The sequence below is a fragment of the Veillonella denticariosi JCM 15641 genome, from assembly GCF_002959855.1.
Classification (GTDB): Bacteria; Bacillota; Negativicutes; order Veillonellales; family Veillonellaceae; genus Veillonella; species Veillonella denticariosi.
Genome location: NZ_PPDB01000003.1, coordinates 278264 through 299423, shown reverse-complemented (window position 1 = coordinate 299423; position 21160 = coordinate 278264). Strand labels below are relative to the sequence as shown.

The following is a 21160-nucleotide window of genomic DNA, read 5'->3' as shown; positions in this document are numbered from 1 at the left end:
TACTACTAATGACAATAGAGAAATTAAAATCATAGAAATTTCATAATTGTTCATAGTATCACCACCTTTCGGTGATGAACCTAACTCACGTCGATGACTCTCAAATATAGTATAGCTGAATTGATTTTTCTCAAAAAGCGATATATAAAGGTTTATGAAAAGTAGATAGAGGTTAATGTGTCTTACTGGACTTCCTGTATTGCGTAATGTATAATATTTATATTGCAATATTGGATCATGGCAGTTCTCGGGCCCGTGCAATGGAGGCCTGTGAATCGTGTCAGGACTGAGAGGTAGCAGCACTAAGCGGTAACTTTCATGTGCCACGGGGCCCCCGGGGGCTGTCGTGATCGAATATTGCAGGGGCGACCGAAAGGTCGCTTTTTTATATGTCGCTATATAGAATCAATCATATTGGCATATTGGAAATCGATGAATAAATCATTGATAGACTTATGACATCTAACTCAGGCGAGTGACATCTAACTCAGGCGAGTCGTTTGAAAACGGCCCGCCTTTTATATTTATATGGTATAATAAAGTATTGTTTTTTATATTATTTTGATGTTTTTTGTATGTTATTTTTATGTTTTTTCACATTATACGAAAGGAGGTGTTCTCATGGCGTATATCGCATTATACCGCAAGTACCGTCCGCAGACGTTTACCGATGTAGTGGGACAAAATCAGGTGTCGGATACGTTGATGCGCGCTATCCGCGAGGATAAGGTGGCCCATGCGTATCTGTTTGCCGGTCCGCGTGGGACAGGTAAGACGAGTATGGCGAAGATTTTTGCACGTGCTATTAACTGCGAACATGGTCCGACGGATCACCCCTGTAATGAATGCAGTGTCTGCAAGTCAATTTTGAGCGGTCAGTCCATGGATGTCCTTGAAATCGATGCCGCATCGAATCGTGGTATCGATGAGGTTCGTGCTCTTCGTGAAAGCGTCAAATTTATGCCTGTTGAGGGGCGCAAAAAGGTATTCATCATCGACGAAGCCCATATGCTCACGACGGAGGCATGGAATGCGTTGTTAAAAACCATTGAGGAACCTCCGGCACATGTGATGTTTATCTTTGCCACTACGGAAATTGAAAAATTGCCGGTTACTATCGTATCCCGTTGTCAACGGTATACATTCAGACGAATTACGTCCGATGATATCGCACAGCGCTTATCCTATGTGGCGGATAAAGAAGGCTTCGGCCTTGAACCGGCGGCGGCACAGCTTATTGCGGTGCATGCGGACGGCGGTTTGCGTGATGCGTTGAGCATCCTGGATCAATGTGCAGGTATGGCGACCGGTGACATTACACCGAAAGTTGTAGAGGAGCTCATCGGTCTCGTCAGCAAGGAATGGATTATTCGCTTCCTCGATGCCCTGCAGAATGGTGACGGGCCTAAGTTGTTGTCCTATATTCAGGACGCGATTTCGGAAGGTCGCGATGCAACGCAGATTATGGAGGCTTTAATTCAGCATGTGCGAGCCCTGCTCGTGGGCAAGGTGGCTCCTGATGCGGATGAATTAAAGGTATATGATGCGTTCAAGGGTGAATTTTCGGCACAGGCCGAGTCCATAGATTTTAATCGGCTCAATCGATATATCCGCAGCGCTCAGTCCATCATGAATGACGCAAAACAGGTGGATAATCCGCGAACCATCATTGAGATGGGGCTTCTTGCTCTTTGTGCGCAGCTAGGCGGTGCCGATGAAAGCTTAGAGGAGCGCGTGTATGCTCTTGAATCGGCGGAACGAACCGAGCGTGAAGACTTACTTAACAGAATAGCCCGGTTGGAGCAGAGGGGGCCTGCGGTCCCCGTTATGCCGACATATGGAAGTTCCGATTCTGTAGCGCCTCAGGTCCCTATGGGTAAAGATTTTTTGCAAGAACCTGTAGAGGCTTATCATAGTGATAATGGTATGTCTGCATCCGCTATGGATCCGGTGACTACACCTGATGTAGGGCGGACGCCACCTCCACAAGGCCGAGTCGGTGCTGTTCCGCCACCTTCGAATGGTAGAGCAGGGGCTGCATTGCCACCTCGCAGTACAGTGGGGATGACTCCTCCACCTCATGGAGCGGTGGGCATGACTCCGCCTCCTGGGATGGTGCCTCCGACGGGGAGCCCGATAGCGGCAAGTAAGAGTCAGACGACGGGACGGAAAAATAGTTCCGGTATCAGTACGGAGGCGGTTATTGGCGATAATATCCTGTCCGCTAAGGAGTATCGGAATGTACAGGCCAATGTTATCAAGTATTTAAAGGACAGCAATCGCAATATGACTTCAACCGTGTTGGGTCAAGGTCAGCTGGTCTATGTGGATTCGACGAAAGCGGTTATGGCCTTTAAAAATAAATTGCATCTCAATGTATTGAGCAATGAAAACAATCTTGCCGAGGTGGCCGATGCATTTGCGTATATGCTGGGATATGCCGTTCGCGTCGAGGTTGTAGATGCACTCACACAGGCCTATAAAGATTATAAAAGGGCCGGCAGTGCACAAGGAAAGCAAAGTGTCGGCAGCACACGAGGACAGCAAAGGGCCGGCAGTGCACAACAACAGCAAAGTGCCGGCAGCGCACAACAACAGCAAAGTGCCGATAGCGCACAACAGCAGCAAAGTGCAAGCAGTGTGCAACAACAGCCGAAGGCAGTACTGCAGGAAGCCGCTGATTCATCATCGGCGACAGAGCCGGCTTCGTTACGGCATGTAGATGTAACAGGGGTTGATGAAAAAGTTCAATCCGATGGTTCGGGTAAAGCTGAAAAGGTTGATAATTCCAACGGTAGTAACACTGATGGATATTCTCAGAGACCGGAAAGTTCTGAGGACGATATACCTGTCAGTTCCTTTGATGGTATCCCCATTGAATCTCTGGATGAGGAGTATATACCGTCCTTAGATGATGTGCCGCCTCATGACTTGGCCGGTGTCACCGTTATCAGTGATGACGGTGAAGTGCTGGAACGGCCTATGGACAGCGGTGCACATATCGAGGTGGAAGCTGTCCCAAAGCCTGAGCGCGGCAGCCGTGTAACGGAAGCCGCAAACGGTAACAGGTCGTCTGGTTCCGCCGGGGATAAAATGCTATCGGCGAACGGTGAAAACATTCAGCTTTCACAAAAGACCGTAGAGGTGGAGCCTATTGACAGTGTAGAGGTGGCGCGGGAATATCCGTGGGACCCGGAGCATATGACCGATGAGGAAAAAAGGAATCCCTTATTGGCGGAAACATTAGGTAAGTTATCAGAAGACCACGACATCATCGTCGAGGTCATTGAAGAATAGTATAGATAAGACCGGTTCGACTGGATAGGAATGCTTTCACGGTATTCCGACGAGCGAATCCGATTGTAATGAGGACGATGAAGTCCGGAAGGAGGAACATAATGTTTGGTAAAGGTATGGGCAATATGGCGGGCATGATGAAGAAGGTCCAAAAGATGCAGGACGATATGAAGAAGATGCAGGAAGAGCTAAAGACCCGCACTGTAGAAGCGACTGTAGGCGGTGGTGCCGTTACGGTTGTCATGAATGGTGAAAAGATCATCGAATCCTTGAAATTGAATCCGTCCGCCGTAGATCCGGAGGATGTGGAAATGCTTGAGGATTTGGTGATGGCCGCCGTAAATGAAGCCGGTAAAAAGGTTGATGATCTCTTGGCGCAGGAAATGGGCAAAGTAACGGGCGGTCTTAACTTGCCTACAGGTTTATTCTAAATGACAAATGCGTTGGAACGGCTTGTAGAACAGTTGCGCCGTTTGCCGGGCATCGGCTCGAAGTCGGCGAGACGCTTGGCTTATCACCTGGTGGAGATGCCTCAGGAGGAGGTGAATCGTCTTGTGGAAACCATCGTCGAAGCGAAGGGCGCTACGCGACACTGTTCTATATGCTTTAATTTATCTGCACAGGATCCGTGCGAGTTCTGCAGCAATCCGAATCGGGACCGGACGACGATTATGGTGGTGGAAACATCTCGTGACGTCATCGCCATTGAGCGCAGCGGTGATTACAAGGGCCTTTATCACGTGCTGGAAGGCGCCTTGTCCCCTATGGAGGGCATCGGTGCCGATGATATTCGCGTGAAAGAACTTATTGCCCGCTTGCGGGATGGCGTGGTGCAAGAGGTGATTCTCGCTACGGATCCCGATGTGGAAGGGGAAGCGACAGCTCTCTATCTGGCGCGTCTCTTGGCGCCGAGCGGTATCAAGGTAACGCGTATCGCACGCGGTGTTCCTGTGGGCGGCGATATTGAGTATGCCGATGAGTTAACTCTTGGCGGTGCCGTTGTAAACCGTCAGGAAATGAAAGGATAATATGGAAGTGCTATTAGCATCGCCGATTATATCTGTGGTAATTTCAATCGTTGTGGCCTATATTCTTTTTAAGGTGGCATTTTTTACGATTAAGAGTGTCGCTTTCAACGTGATAGCAGGCTTTGCTACCTATTGGGTATGCGTTAATGTCCTACACATCCCGATGGATATCGGTTGGGGCGTATGGGTGTTGACGGCTATTTTAGGACCTATACCGATGGTTATTGCCGCTTTATGGTACGGCTTATTATAAGATGGGGAGGAGTCTATGATTATCAATCGTGAGCAGCAACGCGTTATTGATGAGGTAGAACGGAATATCCTCCTGTTGGCGTCCGCCGGGACGGGAAAAACGAATACACTTGCCTATCGGGTGGCGCATCTTATCGAAGGTGGCTTTGCAGAGGCGGATAACATCTTGTGCATGACCTTTACAAATAAGGCGGCCAATGAGATGAAGGACCGCATCCGATCCCTTGTAGGCAGCCCCGCAAAGGCTGTGGAAATTAGTACATTCCACAGCTTTTGCTTTTTCGTGTTGCAGCAGGAAGGAAAGCGGAACGAGTCCTTATATACGGATGTGACCATATTTGATGAAGAGGACTGCAAGGAATTATACGGGCCGTACAAGCCGAAACAGCTGCGGGATATTAATTTCGCTAATGTAATCGCTATGGTGAAAGAATACCGCTCGCTGTACGGATTTTATACGGATGATACGGCGGCGGATTACAAGAATACGATTTATCGCCTCCGCATGGAGAATTATAAGGCCGTAGAGGCGCAGTTCAGCAGCTTTAATAAGGTTCTCTACGATGAGTTGTCGCTATTCTGGGCCGAAGGTCATCAATGGTTGAGTGCTTATGATGAAAGTTTACGTGCCGTTCACGGTGTGGATTTTACGGACCTTATCTGCGGCGTACATCGCCTCTTTCAGGAGCCTGTGGTGCGCGAGCGATGGCGCAGTCGTTATAGCTATATTTCGGTTGATGAAATGCAGGATACGGGACTTTTGGAGTATAAGGTTCTTGAAATGCTGTGGCAAGGCAATCACGTGCTGTTATGCGGCGATTACTTTCAGACTATTTACGAATGGCGCGGTTCAGACCCGTTTCGCCTGTTAAAGCGGTTCGATGAAGATTTTAAGCCTTTGAAAATCATATTCTACGAGAATTACCGGTCGAATCGGACGCTCTTTATGATGGCCTTCAGGACATTACAGGCCATGTTCCCCGATTTAGTGGACTCCGTCTATAATGTGCTGCCGCGTGCCAATAGTGAAAGCACGGGTAAACCTGTGCTCATCAAGGGTTGTAAAAATGAGTATCAGGAGGGGCGATATATTTACGAGTCCATCTGCACGTTGCCGAAGGATGCGAATATCGGTGTCCTCGTGCGGGATAATAAGACGGCGCAACGCCTCAGCTCGTCCTTTGAAAGGCTCAATGCGGAGAGGCCGGAAGCGGAACGACGTCATTTTATGATTATCGACGAGTATAAATTCTTCCGCAGACAGGAAATTAAAGATGTGATGGCCTATTTCAAGCTTCTTATGAATCCTAATGATTCGGTCAGCGCCAAGCGCATTATCAAGCGATATGTGGCGGGCATCGGCGATAATCGTATCGCCGCTATTGAAAGCCCTGAAACAAGGCAGGTAGGCTTAAAGTTAACGGATTTTATGGATATGCCTATTTTCGAAGATGAACCGTACGCCAAGCTCGTACAAGGTTTAGAGCGCCGAGAAGTAATCGTGTATGATGTTGAAAGTACCGGTACGGATACGACGCAGGACCGTATCATACAGATCGCGGCGATTCGCATTGACGAGGAGGGGCATGTATTAGAGACATTTGAGCGCTTTATCAATCCGGGACGGCCGGTAGGGCAGTCCGAAGAGGTTCACGGCTTTTCCGATGTGTATTTGGCGGAGAATGGCGAAGATCCTGTAACCGTTCTTGGCGCATTTAAGGAGTTTTCCAGAAATGCCGTTATCGTGGGACATAATGTGAATTACGATATCAGCATTTTTACGAATGAACTGGCCCGCCATAATTTAGGTCAGCCCGAGTTCAAGGCCGTGTATGATACATTGGATATATTCCGGCGCTTCTATCCGAATCTTCCGAATCATAAGCTGGGGTTTCTGGCATCTCATTTTCCTATTCATCATGAGCCGACACATAATGCGATGGATGATATTCTGGCGACGGCTCAGCTTTTAATCTATGCGGTGAAAGAAAACATCATGCCTACCACGACGGGACGTATGGTGGCAATCAATAAGTATAAGGCGGCTTTCACCAATATCGCCTCGCAAATGGCGACATTGCGCCGTAAGGCGTTGACGGAGATCCCCACACAACTCTTGGCGTATATCATGAATCATATGGGCGTTCTTGAATATTATAAATCTCATGGAGAAGCGGCCAAGGTGGAGCATATTCGAGATTTATACCGCATCATGGAAAAGCTGGACGCCGATTATGACGGACCGCCCGGATTGGCGCGATTGAATCAGATCCTGCAGATGGCGGCTCTTACGGCCGGTGAACCGGCTCAACAGGTGAGAAATGATGAGCGGATTCCGATTATCACGGTTCATCAGGCAAAGGGCAGCGAGTTTGATTACGTATTCCTGGCGGGGATGAATCAAGGTGTATTCCCGAGTCCTTTTGCTGTTGACGAAGGTCGTGAAGATGAGGAGAAACGCCTGTTCTATGTAGCGATTACGCGACCGAAACGGGAATTGGTCATCACCTATAAACATGAAAATGAGCGGGGTCGTGGCGTTCAACCGAGCATATTGCTGAATTATATGCCGACAGATGCGGATCTCGTGGAAAGGAGCAGTTAATGGCGCGAAAAACTCATCGTCCCGATGATATATTATGGACTGTCAGTACAGCGGATATACAGGCATCGTCCTATGGTGACAGAGACAATTTACATCATGCTGTAAATGATGCCGGTATTGTTGGTAATAATAAGACAGATGTTATAGATACTGTTACTCTAGGTCGTCTGCTGGATACGAAATACCCGCGTAAGTCCATCGTGAAACTTTTTGAAGAAAAGCTCATTCACATCAACGGACATAAAGCTACGCCCCGGGATGAGGTTGCTGCAGGTGATGAAATCCGGATTGCCATGGCGAAGGAGAAAATCGATTACGAGCCGGTTCCTATGGAACTAGTGATCTTGTATGAAGACGATGATTTGCTCGTTGTGGACAAGCCCGCAGAGATGACGGTGAATTCAAAGGGGCAGGTATCACTTGCGAATGGGGTAGCTCATTATTTCAAAGCGCACGGTATCAAACGAAAAGTACGTTTTTTAAATCGTCTTGACCGGGATACGACGGGATGTATCGTCATCGCTAAGAGCGGTCTGGCGCAAAGCTTATATCAACAGCAGATGGATAGTGATGTATTTGAAAAATGGTATGTTGCCACTGTGGAAGGTATTATAGCCGATGATTCCGGCTCTCTTGAATTTCCTATGGATAAATCCTCTGACGGCATTCATTATGAAGTCAGTCCGAACGGAAAGAATACGCGCACCGATTTTATCGTTCTGCACAGATGTGCGTCACAATTTGTGGATAACTCTGTGAATAACCGTCAAGAACCTGTGGATAGAGTAGATGAAAATGTGGATATAGCACACCGAAATGTGGATAAAACAGGTTCAATTGTGGATAATGTGGTGGATAACTGTTTGCCGGATGCATATACGGAGGTATCTGTGCGCTTATATACGGGAAAAACACATCAGATTCGCGTGGCTTTCAGTCATATAGGACACCCTCTTGCAGGGGATACGCTGTACGGTGCAACGTCGACAGGAACTGCTTTCAAGTTGCGTGCCGAGAAAATTGTATTTACACATATGCGGACCGGAGAACGAATTACCGTGACCGCTTAGTTTGTAAGTATAGTCTCAAAATATATTCATCAATCATCTAATTGATAAATGAGAATTATTGATAATTCAGTAAAATCAAGTAATTTTTAAAATATTCTTACTAAAAATGAGTGACAAATGATAATCGATAAGATATAATGTATATAGAAATACATCTATATTGTTAGATTTCATTTGGGATTATATATAAAATGTAAGGAGTATAGTTATGATTTTACAGGAAAATGCCGGTGCGGCACGTAATCGGGGGATTACGCTGGCCAGCATCAAAGGGATTATAGGCAATGTTATTCTCGTTATTTTTAAGATGATAGTCGGACTCGCATCGAACTCCATTGCGATTATACTTGATGCGGTTAATAATTTGACGGATGTCCTTTCGTCGGTATTGACGATTATCGGTACGAAATTGGCTTCGAAGGAAGCGGATAAGGAGCATCCGTTCGGTCACGGTCGTATTGAATATATGACGACGATGGCCATCGCGTTTATCATCCTCGGTGCCGGTATCGGATCACTTAAGGAATCGATAGAAAAAATAATTCATCCTGCAGTGTCGACCTTCGATATTCCCGGCTTGGCGATTATCGCCGCCGCAATCGTTGTGAAGATCGTAATGGGGTATTACATCAAGGGGCAAGGTAAGAAATATCAGTCCGGTGCGCTCATAGCATCCGGCGTGGATGCCCTTTTTGATGCGGTGATTACCTTTGCAACCTTGGTGTCCGCCGGTCTCGTATTTTTCTTAAATATCGATATTCAGGGATACGTGGGGGCGATTATCTCTCTTTTCATTTTGAAAGCGGCCTTTGATATTTTGCGGGACATGTATAACCATCTTCTCGGTGTTCGTGCCGATGATGAGCTGATTCGTGAAATTAAGGAAACCATTGCGCAACATCCTCAAGTGGGCGGCGTATACGATTTGGTGCTCAACAGTTACGGCCCGGGGGAAACAATCGGGTCTGTACATATTTCTTTGCCGGAGAATTTGACGGTAGGTGAGATTCATCCTTTAACAAAAGGGATTGCAGTTCATTTATATAATAAATTCGGCATCGCCATGACCGTCGGTGTGTATGCTGAAAATGAACCGAGTGTAGAGGTTCTGGAAATTAAAAAAGAACTGGATAAGGTATTGAGTCTCTATACGAATGTTGTGCAGGTTCACGCTTTTTACGTACAGCAGGAAAAGAAAGTTATTTATTATGACGTTATCTTCAACTTTGATGAAGAAGATCCTCATGGTACATTAGAGAAAATTAAAGAAGAATTACATAAGAGATACCCTGACTATACGCAATTCGCTGTTGTGGATGCGGATTTCAGTAATTAAAATATTTATAGACCGTATGGAATACTACGAAGGTATTCTGTACGGTCTCTTTTCGACTGGTCGGAATTTAATCATATATGGATATTGTATGTGTACAAAGCGATTATACATGTTTTCTTAGATTAGGGGTTGATTTATGAATATAAAATGAATATAATATATTTTGTAAAATATAATTTAGTTCCGTATTATGTATAAGGAGCCTATAATGAAGAAGTTAGTTGTAACATCATTAGCAGTGTTGGCCGTTGTCGGTACTGTATGTGTTCAACCGGCAGATGCGAAAAAGGTACAGCAGGAAGAGCCTGTTATGGCGACGATTGAAGTTCCTCTTAATGATGAGATCCGTCAGAATAACGGGGCCTCCAGAGAGTTTAATAAAAAAACACAGAAGTTAGTCGCTAAATTAGCGGAGTCCACACAGTTGATGATCAAGAAAGACTGGAAAACCATTTATATAAAGGCTGTTCTATCAGCGGATAAGGGTGCTGTCCGTTTCTATTTTACGGACAGAACAGGTCAGCTTTATAGCGGTCAAACACTTAAGAATACGGGCCTATCGAAAAACAATTATCTGACAGGAGCCTCACGTCAAGTGCAGGATCTTCAGAATCTATATACGCATTTAAAAAAGGGCGGTCAGGAATTGCCGTCCTCAATCGATATTACCGTTACTCAAAGTGGTCAACGGACTAAAACGCGGTTAAATTACGGTGAAGATACTACAAATGTTATGCTGTACTACCAACAATATGAATCAGAGACCTTTCCTGATGTAAAGTAAAAAAACAGATTAAAGGAGCCTCCATACATTCGCTTCGTGTCTATTCGGCATAATTGCGATTTATGGAGGCTCCTTTTCAGATTACATAATCGTCGTGATCATCATTCGATGTTTTTCTATAATGTTCTTTGACGCCTGCCATGTCGATTAATTCCTCTTCGAGAGAGTCCTTATCATCCGTATTGAGCATGGAGTAGAATGCCCAGAGGATGATAAACCAAATCGGTGTAAAGAGCAGTGCCACCCGTGTATCTTCGTTGAGGGCGAGGATAACGAGAATGAATGCAAAGAAGATGAGAATCAGATAGTTAATAAACGGATATAACGGCATCTTGAATTTAGATTGTGCCGCCAGTTTAGGATTTTTCTGACGATATTTGAGATGACAGATGACCATCATGGACCAGATAAAGATGAAGCAGAATGTAGAAATCGATGTAATCATAACGAATACCGCTTCAGGCATTACGTAATTCAATACGACTGTAATGAGCAATACCGATGCGGAAAAGATCGTCGCCTGGTAGGGAACGCTGCTATGTGTGAGACGGCGCATGGAACGCGGTGCGTGCCCGCGTTTTGCGAGGGCATAAATCATACGGCCCGTGCTGAAAATGCCGGAATTCGTCGCCGATGCGGCGGATGTGAGAACTACGAAATTGACAATCCCTGCAGCGGCCGTAATCCCTACCGCCGTAAATACGGCTACAAATGGGCTGGAAGCGGGATTAACGGCGGTCCATGGGTAAATACTCATGATGATAGCTAGAGAGCCGATATAGAACAGAATAATGCGCAACGGAATATTGTTGATGGCCATGGGGATGACTTTTTCAGGATTTTCCGTTTCGCCTGCCGTTAGGCCGACCAGCTCAATACCTGTGAAAGCAAATACGACCATCTGGAATGACAGGATAAAGCCCATGGTTCCGTTCGGGAACCATCCTCCGTAGTTCCACATATTGCTGAATGCGGAAACACCTGCATCGGTCGAGAAATCTGTGGCGATCATGATGATGCCGATTATGATGAGCGATACGATAGCAATGACCTTGATCATGGCGAACCAGAACTCCATTTCGCCGAAATGTCTTACGGCTGTTAAATTCATTAACAGCAGTGCGATTAAGACGATCAGTGCCGGTATCCATTGAGGCATCCAAGGTATCCAGTACTGCATATAAAGACCGACCGCAGTTAAATCCGCCATGGCCAGAGACAGCCAGCAGAACCAGTAAGTCCATCCTGTAATAAATGCTGCGCGATCACCTAAATATTCCTCGACAAAGTCGATAAAGGAATGATGATTTAGGTTGGACAACAGTAATTCGCCGAGGGCTCTCATGACAAAGAAACAGATGATACCCGTGATGAGATAGGCGAATACGATGGAGGGACCCGCCAGATGAATGGCGCGGCCGGAGCCCAAGAATAGACCTGTACCGATGGCGCCGCCGATGGCGAGCAACTGTACATGTCGATTCTTAAGACCCCGTTTTAACTGGTGCGTATCAGACATAATAAGACCTCTTTTCTAAACTACCCATAAATGGAAAAAGCCATGGAGGGCCATAGCTTTCACAATGTATGGGACATATCAAACTATTGTTTTATCATACAGTATCTATTGTAAGATGTCAAATGTATTTTTACAGTAGACAAATCAAGGCGATATTTTTGTGATGAAAGTATACTATTCATTTATAAAATCAAAAGAATAATCCTCCAAAATGAAAATATATTGACGAATATTATAAAATAAATTATAATAAGTACACTTATAATAAAAGGAGGAAATAAAATGGAATTCAGTTTCAGTTTGAAAATAAAAGCAGCAAAAGAAAAGGTTTGGGAGTACTATGCAAATATTGAAAAATGGTATGATTGGGAAGAAGATTTAAAAAATATTACATTAAATGGTAAATTTGAGACCGGATCACATGGAACTATGGAGCTTGAAGGGATGCCGCCAATGGAATATCAACTTACCCTTGTCAAATCGTTTGAAGAGTTTTGGGATAAGACTGAAACTCCGTTTGGCGATATCGTTTTCGGACATCAAATAATTGATAATCATGACGGAAGTGTAACTGTAAAACATACTGTAAGTTTAGAAAGTGAAGATAAGCAACATTTGGAATTTTTAAGTCAAGTTTTTTCAGATGTTCCTCAATCTATATTCATTCTAAAAAATTGTTTAGAAAGATAAGGTGACTGCTGTTTGTTTGTATCAAAGTATAAAGATAACTCAGAAAAGTCAACAGGATTGTTGTTCATGAGGGTGTACAATAAATGGCATTTTATGATAAAAAAAGAGTTAAAAAATTTGAATTTAACACATCCTCAATTTGTTGTTCTAACATCTCTTGCTTATCTATCGCAACATGATAACGAAGTTACACAAGTCATGATTTCAAAACTTTCAGGGATAGATGTTATGACGGTATCTCAAATATTGAGTTTATTGGAAAAACGTGGTTTTGTAGAGCGAAAAGAACACGCTAGAGATACACGTGCGAAAGCGGTTCTTTTAAATGAAGAGGGCGGTGCAATATTACAAAAGGCAGTCCCATTAGTTGAAGAAATTGATGAAATCTTTTTCGGAAAGCTAAAGGGTGATGAAGCTCAATTTAAACATCTTCTTGGCAGATTACATGAAGCGTAAGGTGTATAAATTCATCAATTCTTGTGGAGGTTGAAATGAGACGGCAAGATCGTATGGTTACAAATGCAGATGAAATTAAAGATATTTTAAACAGCACGCGTATCATTCACCTAGGCATGATGGATGGTGATTACCCTTATGTAGTACCTTTACATTTTGGTTATGAAATTGTAGATGATATACTCTACATCTATGTACATGGCCATCATGAGGGGAAGAAGTTTAGTTTGATTCAAGAGAACCCTCATGTATTTATTGAAATTGACGGCAATGATGAGGCTCTCGTTTCAGGTGGAGATATTCCTTGTAAATATAGTTCAGTCTATTCCAGTGTAATGGGACGAGGAGAGGCCGTTTATTTAGCGAATATTGATGAAAAAGCTCATGGTTTACAGGTGTTGATGAAGCAGCAGACTGGTCGAGAATTTACCTTTACTGATGCCATGGTAAACTCTGTGGGTGTCGTTCAAATTAAAGTTGTAGACTATACCGCAAAGAGACGAAGACAGCTTGAACAAGATATTATTATGCCTCCATTAAATAAATAATGGCAAAACATCCTATTGAACTCTATTGTAATATAGCGTTTAGTAGGATGCTTTATTATGTATAACTAGTAAGCATTAAAGCAGCTATTGGCTCATAACTATACTTTCACAATAGGAAAGATAAAAGTTTTATGAAGTAGCTAGGGCAATAGAACCGGGGGGCATGTTTTTGATATAAATAAGAAAATATATCATTATATGTGTAAAGTATATATCAAGTCTTTATAAAAGGAGAGATCATGAAGAAGCTTCTATATAAGTCCGTTTTAGCTGCTATGGCTGTGGGATTATTGTCTGCGGGATATGTTTCAGCAGATGTTGTTAATGATTCTATATCTACTGATAATATTGGTGTTTCAGCTACCGTTACAAATGATATGCCTAGAGTTCATCCTGATTCAGCAATTAAAGCATTGCCAAGAAAGACCTTATTAGAGTGGCCTATGAAAACACAAGAAGGAGCTCGTAATTGGAAAGGAATAGTAGAAGCTGCACAGCAATTGCCGTATGAGGTGAAGACGCCTAGCTATATACCTTATGGTTATCAACTTTATACAGCACGTCAAGATCGAAATGATGTATTAGAGGTTGTATACTACAAAAAAGGTGCGATTATATATCGGGATGGGAAAAAATATATAGACAGTATTATGGCCTATAGAATGGGATATTCCTTGGATACTGTGAGAGACACACCATATGTTCCATCTGAGTACGGCGATTTTGAATGGTCTAAATCAGGTGATTCTGGTGAGGTTTATTATACAGGTAATCCTGAAATGCATATGGTTCGCAGTATTACGTGGGCGAAGGATGGTATGGCTTACTTCCTATTCTTCTTAGAACAGGTGAAAGAAGCTGATGCGGAATTCTATAAGGAGAATGTGGTACCGTTGAAGAGTATTGATAGCTCTCGTTATGAACTAGTTGGTAATTATCCGATTAAAACTATTGAAGAAATAAAACAGGAACATATAGTGCCTATGAAAGCAAAGACTGGCGTATTTTATTAAGATTACGTAGTACTGTTGAAAGTCAGTGTCTGAGTTAAAAATGTAATAGATAAGTGATTATCTCGGTAATATATACTTATGGAATATCTAAATTTAGAGAGAAGAGATTATGAGATTGAAAACAACAAAATCATTATTAACCATGGGAATATTAGCTGCTGTGCTAAGTAGCTTTGGAGTACAACCAGTTAGTGCGTTATCCCCTTTAGTGGATGAAAATGGAAATACTGTTACCATCGATACAGTGGAAAAGAATAAAGAGCTAATGAATCGCTATCGATGGTATGATCAAGTTGATAATGGTGATATAGTACAGCTTAATGTTGACGTAAGTACAAATTATTTTGGATATGATTTACAAATTCCATCTTATATGCCTGAAGACTATGCAGTACGCGATGTAAAGTCAAGGGATCATGACGTATTAGAAATCGTATATACAGAAACTGGGGCTCATGGAATGTTTGGGCCTAAACTTACCTTCTCTAATACAGATATTGTATATCGTATGGGTTGGGCTATCGATACCGTAGTAAAGCCTATATTGGAAAAGACAAAATACAATGCTGATGATGCGGTTAGCTTTACTACCCTTAATGGAATCCCTGTACATACTTTGGGCTTTAGCAATGATTCTGTTCAAATTGTTTATTGGGAAAAAGATAACAAAGTTTATATGCTCTACTTTGCTTCTCCAAGAAACCAAAACTATGTAAGCAAAATTGTAGATTCAGTAGGGCCATTAAAAGAAATCGATTCAAGTCGTACAGACTTAATCGGTGTAAAAACAATTCGTTAATACTAAACCCTAATAAGACTCTATAGCACGATTCGGTAATGCCATACGACGTTAGCGTTTAGTAAATGAGTACATAATAAAAAGAACCTATCTCCTAGATATTAGAGTCATATCTTTGGAGATAGGTTCTTTTAGTGGATGTAATTTACATATATTTTGTTCTTAAGTATTAGTGATTTTATAGCTATCAATATAAAGCAGCTTTCACTAATAGCATAATTATGGGCATACGTTAATTAGAAGAATACGTAGCGAATGATAACGAGTACCGCTAATACGTACATAATCCAGTTAACTTCTTTTGCACGGCCCGCAATGATTTTTAGTAGAGGGGATGCAATAAGACCTGCAGAGATACCGTTAGCGATGCTGTATGTGAATGGCATTAATACGATAACGAGAAATGCAGGGAAGCCTTCTGTCCAATCATCAAAGTCGATGTTGCGAATAGCACCTAACATGAGGGCCCCAACGATTACGAGGATTGGAGATGTTGCTGCATTTGGTACAAGAGATACTAAAGGGGCAACAAATAAGCAGATTAAGAATAGTACACCTGTTGTTACAGCTGTTAAACCTGTGCGGCCACCAGCACCAACACCTGCCGCACTTTCAACAAAGGCAGTAATAGTAGAAGTACCGAGTAATGCGCCTGCACTTACACCAAGAGCATCTACGGTCATGGCTTTCCCAAGACCTGGGAATTTACCAGATTTAGGATCCGCGATTTTCGCTTCTGTAGCAGTACCGATCAATGTACCCATAGAGTCGAATAATTCTACGAAGGTGAATGAAAAGATAATCGTGATTAAGCCCATGTGAAGAGCGCCAGGAATATCTAATTGAAGAAATGCTGCTTTAGAGAAATCAGGTACTGCCAATACAGTGAAGTTCTCAGGCATTGTGGAAAGGCCTGTCGCATAGGAGATAACCGTTGTTACCAAAACACCAATCAAGAGAGAGCCTTGAACCTTACGAGCCATTAATAAAGCCGTAAAAATGAGGCAGAAGAGAGCCAACAAGGTTTCGCTACTGTGCAAATTACCGAGCGTTAAGAGTGCTTCGGATGCTGGAGGTACTAAATTACCATGTGTTTGCACGACTTGACCTAAGGAGTTTGGAGACAAACTAATGGAGATAGCTATCAAGCCAGATAATTTCAAACCGATGATAGCAATGAAGAGACCGATACCAACGGTAATAGCAATCTTCATGGAGGCAGGAATGCCTTCAACAATCATTTGACGCACCGATGTCAAGGTGAGCACGAGGAATACGAGCCCGGAAATGAAGACGGCACCTAATGCTGTTTGCCATGAGATACCCATGCCGAGTACGACCGTAAACGAATAGAAGGCCAGGAGGCCGACACCGGGAGCCAGGGCAATCGGATAATTTACCAGAACACCCATGGCGATCGTTACGAGCCCAGCGCCTAAAGCTGTGGCGATGAGGACCGCATCCTTATCCATGCCGGCGAGGCTTAAAATATTTGGCGCCAAGAAGAGTATGTACGCCATGGTGATGAACGTGGTGATACCTGCCAGAATCTCGGTCTTGACGGTAGTATTGCGCTCATTAAGTTGAAAAAGCTTATCTAACATCAGATAACATCCCCCATATGAAATTTAAAACAATACCTTAATAAAATATTTCGATATAGTTATAGTGTACCATATTTCCCAACAATTTTTGTATGAATTTGTGATATACTAATAGTATATTTTAATCGATTTAGAGGTTATGTTATGAAAATATCTACAAAAGGGCGCTACGCCTTACGGATATTGGCGGATATTGCGGAGCACGGGGTGGAGAAAAATGTGTCCATCCGTGAAATCGCAGAACGTCAAGGATTTTCCGATAAATATTTAGAAGGCATTGTATCTCGCCTGTCAGCGGCCGGTCTCGTTAAGAGCGGACGCGGTAAATATGGCGGATATCGTTTGGTAAAATCGCCGTCCGAATACAATGTATATGAAATTTTATATGCTGCCGAGGATTCCATTGCCCTCGTATCCTGTCTGGATGATGATGTGGAACCATGTCCGATGTTCAACGACTGTCTGACGGCTCCGCTTTGGAAATACCTGCAGGATGAGTTCCGTCACGTAATGGAGCGTGTTTCATTGCAAGATGTGATGGATCAAAAGCTTCCGTATCAATAAAGGAAGTCATAATGACGGCATTAATGGCATGTAAATGCATGTCGATATAGCGTGGATTACATGTCGATATAGTGCGTATTTACATGTGTCGATATAGTGTGTGTGTTTACATGGGGATTTAAATTTTTGGCTGTTAGATCTTAAGAGTCGCGTATTCTTATGCGGCTCTTCTTTATATGTGCATGGAGTAGGAGGCACTATGTATTCAACAGAACAAGATGCTCGAGGGGGCATGCGCAATGTGTGGATTATCACCATCAGTATGACGATACTTGCCATCTGTTATACCATGATTATTCCGTTCCTGCCGATTTACCTCCTGGAACTTGGCGTGCCGAAGGGTGATGTGGCGCTCTGGTCCGGATGGGTGTTCGGGATTACCTTTCTCATTGCCGGCATTATGGCTCCTGTCTGGGGTAAAATCGCCGATAATAAAGGAAAGAAGATGATGGCGCTTCGCGCGGGTTTTGCCATTGCCATTTCTTATTTTCTCATCGGGATGGTGACGGATCAGTATCAACTTTTGCTGGGCCGTGCCTTTCAGGGCTTTGCGAACGGATTCTATCCGGCGGCGATGACCATGGTGTCCCTCAGCGTGGACGAGAAAAAGGTGGGCCGTGCTCTCGGCATATTTCAGACCGGCCTTATTCTCGGCAATGTAGTGGGACCGTTTTTGGGCGGCGCTGTTGAAAGCATCGTCGGCATGCGACTCGTATTTTACGTGTCCGGTGTGGCCGTATTCCTAGCGACCGTTTCCGTATGGCTTTTTGTGAAAGAACCGAAGGTACAGGCGGAGAATGATGGTACACAGGACAGTAAATCCGCCCCTAAAACGACGTCTTTGCGCGATGACTTTAAAACTGTACGACAGCAACCTGTGCTGGTGCGATTATTATGGATCTTTTTCTTCATGCAATGCGCTATTATGATGTTGCAGCCGATTTTGGCGCTCTATGTAGGCGACATGCAGGGAACGATGGAAGGGGCTGCCATAATTGCCGGCTCCATCCTCAGTATCGGCGGACTGGCAGGGGCTTTGACGACGAATATCTGGGTGCGTATCGGTGAGCGGAAAGGGTACTTTCAGACTATTTCTTACTGCATGATCGGTAGCGGCATTGTTTTATTACTGCAAAGTTTACCTGTCGGGATCTGGTGGTTCGGTATTTTACAGGTGCTTATTGGGTCCTTTATCGTAGGTATCAATCCGTCCCTGAGTGCCGCTGTAACGCTCAATACGGCGCCTACTTTCAGAGGACGGATGTTCGGTATGACAACGACGGCGCAGCAGTTCGGATCTATGGTTGGTCCTGTATTTGCCAGCATTGTGTCCACCTACATGGGGATTGCCTATGTGTTCAGCATTACCGGATTATTACTGCTCTATTTAGGCTTTCAGGCGCGACGCTTATCAGTTCACCACGATTAATGCGTGTTGTGGCGGCGCGGAAAGGAGTTATTATGGTTCGTATCGGTCAAGCTGTACTCGGTGAAAGGGGTACAAAAATTTGCGTGCCCATTGTGGGTACGACCATGAAAGAAATTTTGGATGCGACGGCATTGGCTTGTAACGCCCCTTGTCATGTAGTGGAGCTACGCATTGATTATTATGAACGGGCCGATTCCATCGATGCCGTCATTGAACTGCTGATGCTCATCAAACCTCAACTGAAAGGTCGCGGGCTGTTATTTACGTGGCGTACTAAGGGCGAAGGGGGCGAGCGCGCTATTTCAACAGAGGCGTATTTTACTATGCTGGAACGACTTATTCCGACGGGCCTCGTCGATGCGATTGATATAGAACTCTTCTTTGATCAGGATCGTATGCTGAAAACCATTGAATTTGCAAAGATGCATCACGTTACGGTCGTCATGAGTAATCATGATTTCAACGGAACGCCACCTCGTGAGGTCATCGTCAACCGACTATTACAGATGAAAGAATTGTTGGCGGATGTGCCTAAAATTGCGATTATGCCACATACAACGGGGGATGTGTTGACCCTTTTGGAGGCGACTGCCGAGGTGAAAGCTCTCTATCCGGCTGATCCTATCATTACTATTGCGATGGGCCCCTTAGGTACTGTGACACGTACTGCAGGGGCGCTGTTCGGTAATGCTATGACATTCGCCGCTGCAGGGAAGAACTCTGCACCCGGTCAAATCGATGTATATGAATTAAAACGTATCCTCGATACCATTGATGTGGACGGAGTCTTTGACGAACAACAACATACACGCGTAAAAGTGCATTAAAAAAGTCGGCGAAAGCCGACTTTTTATATATTCATGCCCTATGTAGAGACTCTTAGAGCAAGTGTGCCTCAAAATCCTCTATGATACGCTTTACCGTTTCCGGTATATTGCGCCGATGTTTTATGATGCATTGTGCGAAGGATTCGTACATAGGTGTACGGACGGCCTCCAATTCGCGCAATCGGTCGATACCGCCTTGGGAGAGTACACGTCCTTCCGTGGACAGTCTTTCGACCGGTTGGGTCAGTTGGTAAATGCGGCCGTTTTGGCGCAAATGGGTGAAGTTCTGAGGCACTGTAACGCAGCCGCCTCCGGTTGAGATGACAAGTCCTGTTTGTTGTCCCAATTTAGCAAGTATTTTTGTTTCTTCTCTTCGAAAGGCGTCCTCTCCGTGAGTTGTAATATAGTCGGAGATGTTGCCGGTTTCCTTTGTCAGTTCCTTGTCTGCGTCAAGCCATTTGCGATTCAGAGCCTTGCCGAGGGCCCTGCCCATCGTCGTTTTACCGACACCGGGCATACCGATGAGGATGATGTTTTCTTTTTCGTGACGCATGTCGCGTAAAATCTGTTCAATTTCTGCGGAACCGAAGCTTTCACCTTGGAAATGCTTGGCCGCCTCAACGCCTTGCGCCACGAGAAACGGCAGGCCGTCGCTGTAAGGAATATCCATAATCTCGGCCTGCAACAGGAGCACGGTGCGGCGCGGATTGTAGATGAGATCCACCACGCCGGTGAGGACCGTGAAGTTTGTTATGTCAATCAGCGCCTGAGGGCTGTTCGGATACATGCCGACCGGCGTGCAGTTGATGATGACCTGAGCGGTGTCCCTGAATTGATCGATCTCGTCATAGAATGGCGGTTCATGACGAGATACGTGGATGATAGCGCGGGCCCCTAAATCCTCGAGGGCGATATGAACCGTCTTGGATGAAGCACCGTCGCCGAGGATGATACATTTCTTATCTTTTACATCGATGCCTGCGTGCTGTAATGTGAACACAAAGCCGTCATAGTCCGTATTGTATCCGTGCCAGCGTCCGTGGCGGCGCACCATGGTATTGACGCATCCGATGCGTTCTGCCCGCGGATCTACGACAGCACAGGCTTCGAGGGCGTTGATTTTATAGGGAATGGTGATGTTGATGCCCTGTAAATCTGGGTCGTTAAAGAAGTCCCGCAGCTCACCGGGTTCACGCTCAAATAATTCGTAATTATCGTTTCCCAATGCTCCGTGAATGCGTGGGGAATAGCTGTGGCCCAAGGTGCGGCCGAGTAAACCAAATTTCATAGGACCTCCTGATCAGGTTTATAAGTAGATAATGGCTAATAGAGACTGGCA

The 21160-nt window shown here is 44.5% G+C and carries 18 protein-coding genes, 1 other RNA gene and 1 pseudogene; 17 read left to right on the top strand and 3 right to left on the bottom strand.

The features are described from left to right. Positions 1 to 244 precede the first annotated feature (244 nt). From ffs to VEHSUH05_RS03805, 9 genes are all read left to right on the top strand, one after another. Positions 245 to 344, top strand: an RNA gene (gene ffs, locus VEHSUH05_RS03845) — signal recognition particle sRNA small type. A gap of 277 nt (positions 345 to 621) precedes the next feature. Beyond that, the gene (gene dnaX / locus VEHSUH05_RS03840; protein ID WP_105090776.1) at positions 622 to 3297 is read left to right on the top strand and encodes a DNA polymerase III subunit gamma/tau; all 2676 of its coding nucleotides are present in this window, start codon (positions 622 to 624) and stop codon (positions 3295 to 3297) included. Between the two features lie 101 nt (positions 3298 to 3398). Beyond that, positions 3399 to 3728 (top strand): YbaB/EbfC family nucleoid-associated protein, encoded by a 330-nt coding sequence (locus tag VEHSUH05_RS03835; RefSeq protein WP_038117282.1) that lies wholly within the window; start codon positions 3399 to 3401, stop codon positions 3726 to 3728. Continuing rightward, a complete protein-coding gene (gene recR, locus VEHSUH05_RS03830) occupies positions 3729 to 4325 on the top strand; it encodes a recombination mediator RecR (RefSeq protein WP_105090775.1) in 597 nt (198 codons plus the stop codon). Position 4326: 1 nt separating this feature from the next. Then, positions 4327 to 4578, top strand: a complete 252-nt coding sequence (locus VEHSUH05_RS03825; RefSeq protein ID WP_038117279.1) for a hypothetical protein — start codon at positions 4327 to 4329, stop codon at positions 4576 to 4578. 15 nt (positions 4579 to 4593) lie between these two features. After that, a complete protein-coding gene (locus VEHSUH05_RS03820) occupies positions 4594 to 7182 on the top strand; it encodes a 3'-5' exonuclease (protein WP_105090774.1) in 2589 nt (862 codons plus the stop codon). Continuing rightward, positions 7182 to 8252: an RluA family pseudouridine synthase gene (locus VEHSUH05_RS03815; protein WP_105090773.1), complete on the top strand. Its 1071-nt coding sequence runs from the start codon at positions 7182 to 7184 to the stop codon at positions 8250 to 8252. The genes VEHSUH05_RS03820 and VEHSUH05_RS03815 overlap by 1 nt, the downstream gene beginning before the upstream one ends. A gap of 208 nt (positions 8253 to 8460) precedes the next feature. Next, complete coding sequence (locus VEHSUH05_RS03810) at positions 8461 to 9588, top strand: cation diffusion facilitator family transporter (RefSeq protein WP_105090772.1); 1128 nt, start codon at positions 8461 to 8463, stop codon at positions 9586 to 9588. Positions 9589 to 9796: 208 nt separating this feature from the next. Next, entirely contained in the window at positions 9797 to 10372 is a 576-nt protein-coding gene (locus VEHSUH05_RS03805) for an immunity protein YezG family protein (protein ID WP_105090771.1), read from the top strand. A gap of 76 nt (positions 10373 to 10448) precedes the next feature. Here the strand turns inward: VEHSUH05_RS03805 and VEHSUH05_RS03800 are convergent, their stop codons facing one another. Then, a complete protein-coding gene (locus VEHSUH05_RS03800; RefSeq protein ID WP_105090770.1) occupies positions 10449 to 11891 on the bottom strand; it encodes an amino acid permease in 1443 nt (480 codons plus the stop codon). Between the two features lie 282 nt (positions 11892 to 12173). Between VEHSUH05_RS03800 and VEHSUH05_RS03795 the strand changes: the two genes are divergently transcribed. The 5 genes and pseudogenes from VEHSUH05_RS03795 to VEHSUH05_RS03775 form a co-directional block, all read left to right on the top strand. After that, positions 12174 to 12581, top strand: a complete 408-nt coding sequence (locus VEHSUH05_RS03795) for an SRPBCC family protein (protein WP_054674248.1) — start codon at positions 12174 to 12176, stop codon at positions 12579 to 12581. A gap of 12 nt (positions 12582 to 12593) precedes the next feature. Further along, positions 12594 to 13037, top strand: coding sequence for a MarR family winged helix-turn-helix transcriptional regulator (locus VEHSUH05_RS03790; RefSeq protein WP_054674250.1), 444 nt, complete (start codon positions 12594 to 12596; stop codon positions 13035 to 13037). Between the two features lie 35 nt (positions 13038 to 13072). Next, entirely contained in the window at positions 13073 to 13585 is a 513-nt protein-coding gene (locus tag VEHSUH05_RS03785; protein ID WP_105090769.1) for a pyridoxamine 5'-phosphate oxidase family protein, read from the top strand. A 239-nt stretch (positions 13586 to 13824) separates the two neighbouring features. Continuing rightward, the gene (locus VEHSUH05_RS03780) at positions 13825 to 14598 is read left to right on the top strand and encodes a hypothetical protein (RefSeq protein WP_105090768.1); all 774 of its coding nucleotides are present in this window, start codon (positions 13825 to 13827) and stop codon (positions 14596 to 14598) included. 109 nt (positions 14599 to 14707) lie between these two features. Beyond that, positions 14708 to 15379: pseudogene (locus tag VEHSUH05_RS03775) on the top strand (hypothetical protein); the annotation flags it as partial. 254 nt (positions 15380 to 15633) lie between these two features. Here VEHSUH05_RS03775 and VEHSUH05_RS03770 read toward each other — a convergent pair. Further along, positions 15634 to 17001 (bottom strand): NCS2 family permease, encoded by a 1368-nt coding sequence (locus VEHSUH05_RS03770; RefSeq protein WP_105090767.1) that lies wholly within the window; start codon positions 16999 to 17001, stop codon positions 15634 to 15636. A 144-nt stretch (positions 17002 to 17145) separates the two neighbouring features. Between VEHSUH05_RS03770 and VEHSUH05_RS03765 the strand changes: the two genes are divergently transcribed. The 3 genes from VEHSUH05_RS03765 to aroD all read left to right on the top strand — a co-directional run bounded on the left by VEHSUH05_RS03765 (position 17146) and on the right by aroD (position 19821). Beyond that, entirely contained in the window at positions 17146 to 17565 is a 420-nt protein-coding gene (locus VEHSUH05_RS03765; RefSeq protein WP_038117258.1) for an RrF2 family transcriptional regulator, read from the top strand. 199 nt (positions 17566 to 17764) lie between these two features. After that, positions 17765 to 18994, top strand: coding sequence for an MFS transporter (locus VEHSUH05_RS03760; protein WP_105090766.1), 1230 nt, complete (start codon positions 17765 to 17767; stop codon positions 18992 to 18994). Positions 18995 to 19026: 32 nt separating this feature from the next. Continuing rightward, positions 19027 to 19821 (top strand): type I 3-dehydroquinate dehydratase, encoded by a 795-nt coding sequence (gene aroD, locus VEHSUH05_RS03755; RefSeq protein ID WP_105090765.1) that lies wholly within the window; start codon positions 19027 to 19029, stop codon positions 19819 to 19821. Positions 19822 to 19873: 52 nt separating this feature from the next. On the opposite strand, the gene VEHSUH05_RS03750 is transcribed toward aroD, so the two are convergent. Further along, positions 19874 to 21109, bottom strand: a complete 1236-nt coding sequence (locus VEHSUH05_RS03750) for a shikimate kinase (protein WP_105090764.1) — start codon at positions 21107 to 21109, stop codon at positions 19874 to 19876. Positions 21110 to 21160 lie beyond the last annotated feature (51 nt).

Bases quoted from the DNA above. Each gene is read 5' to 3' on its own strand.
- dnaX (WP_105090776.1), top strand. From the start codon at position 622: ATGGCGTATATCGCATTATACCGCAAGTACCGTCCGCAGACGTTTACC.
- VEHSUH05_RS03835 (WP_038117282.1), top strand. From the start codon at position 3,399: ATGTTTGGTAAAGGTATGGGCAATATGGCGGGCATGATGAAGAAGGTC.
- recR (WP_105090775.1), top strand. From the start codon at position 3,729: ATGACAAATGCGTTGGAACGGCTTGTAGAACAGTTGCGCCGTTTGCCG.
- VEHSUH05_RS03825 (WP_038117279.1), top strand. From the start codon at position 4,327: ATGGAAGTGCTATTAGCATCGCCGATTATATCTGTGGTAATTTCAATC.
- VEHSUH05_RS03820 (WP_105090774.1), top strand. From the start codon at position 4,594: ATGATTATCAATCGTGAGCAGCAACGCGTTATTGATGAGGTAGAACGG.
- VEHSUH05_RS03815 (WP_105090773.1), top strand. From the start codon at position 7,182: ATGGCGCGAAAAACTCATCGTCCCGATGATATATTATGGACTGTCAGT.
- VEHSUH05_RS03810 (WP_105090772.1), top strand. From the start codon at position 8,461: ATGATTTTACAGGAAAATGCCGGTGCGGCACGTAATCGGGGGATTACG.
- VEHSUH05_RS03805 (WP_105090771.1), top strand. From the start codon at position 9,797: ATGAAGAAGTTAGTTGTAACATCATTAGCAGTGTTGGCCGTTGTCGGT.
- VEHSUH05_RS03800 (WP_105090770.1), bottom strand. From the start codon at position 11,891: ATGTCTGATACGCACCAGTTAAAACGGGGTCTTAAGAATCGACATGTA.
- VEHSUH05_RS03795 (WP_054674248.1), top strand. From the start codon at position 12,174: ATGGAATTCAGTTTCAGTTTGAAAATAAAAGCAGCAAAAGAAAAGGTT.
- VEHSUH05_RS03785 (WP_105090769.1), top strand. From the start codon at position 13,073: ATGAGACGGCAAGATCGTATGGTTACAAATGCAGATGAAATTAAAGAT.
- VEHSUH05_RS03780 (WP_105090768.1), top strand. From the start codon at position 13,825: ATGAAGAAGCTTCTATATAAGTCCGTTTTAGCTGCTATGGCTGTGGGA.
- VEHSUH05_RS03770 (WP_105090767.1), bottom strand. From the start codon at position 17,001: ATGTTAGATAAGCTTTTTCAACTTAATGAGCGCAATACTACCGTCAAG.
- VEHSUH05_RS03765 (WP_038117258.1), top strand. From the start codon at position 17,146: ATGAAAATATCTACAAAAGGGCGCTACGCCTTACGGATATTGGCGGAT.
- VEHSUH05_RS03760 (WP_105090766.1), top strand. From the start codon at position 17,765: ATGTATTCAACAGAACAAGATGCTCGAGGGGGCATGCGCAATGTGTGG.
- aroD (WP_105090765.1), top strand. From the start codon at position 19,027: ATGGTTCGTATCGGTCAAGCTGTACTCGGTGAAAGGGGTACAAAAATT.
- VEHSUH05_RS03750 (WP_105090764.1), bottom strand. From the start codon at position 21,109: ATGAAATTTGGTTTACTCGGCCGCACCTTGGGCCACAGCTATTCCCCA.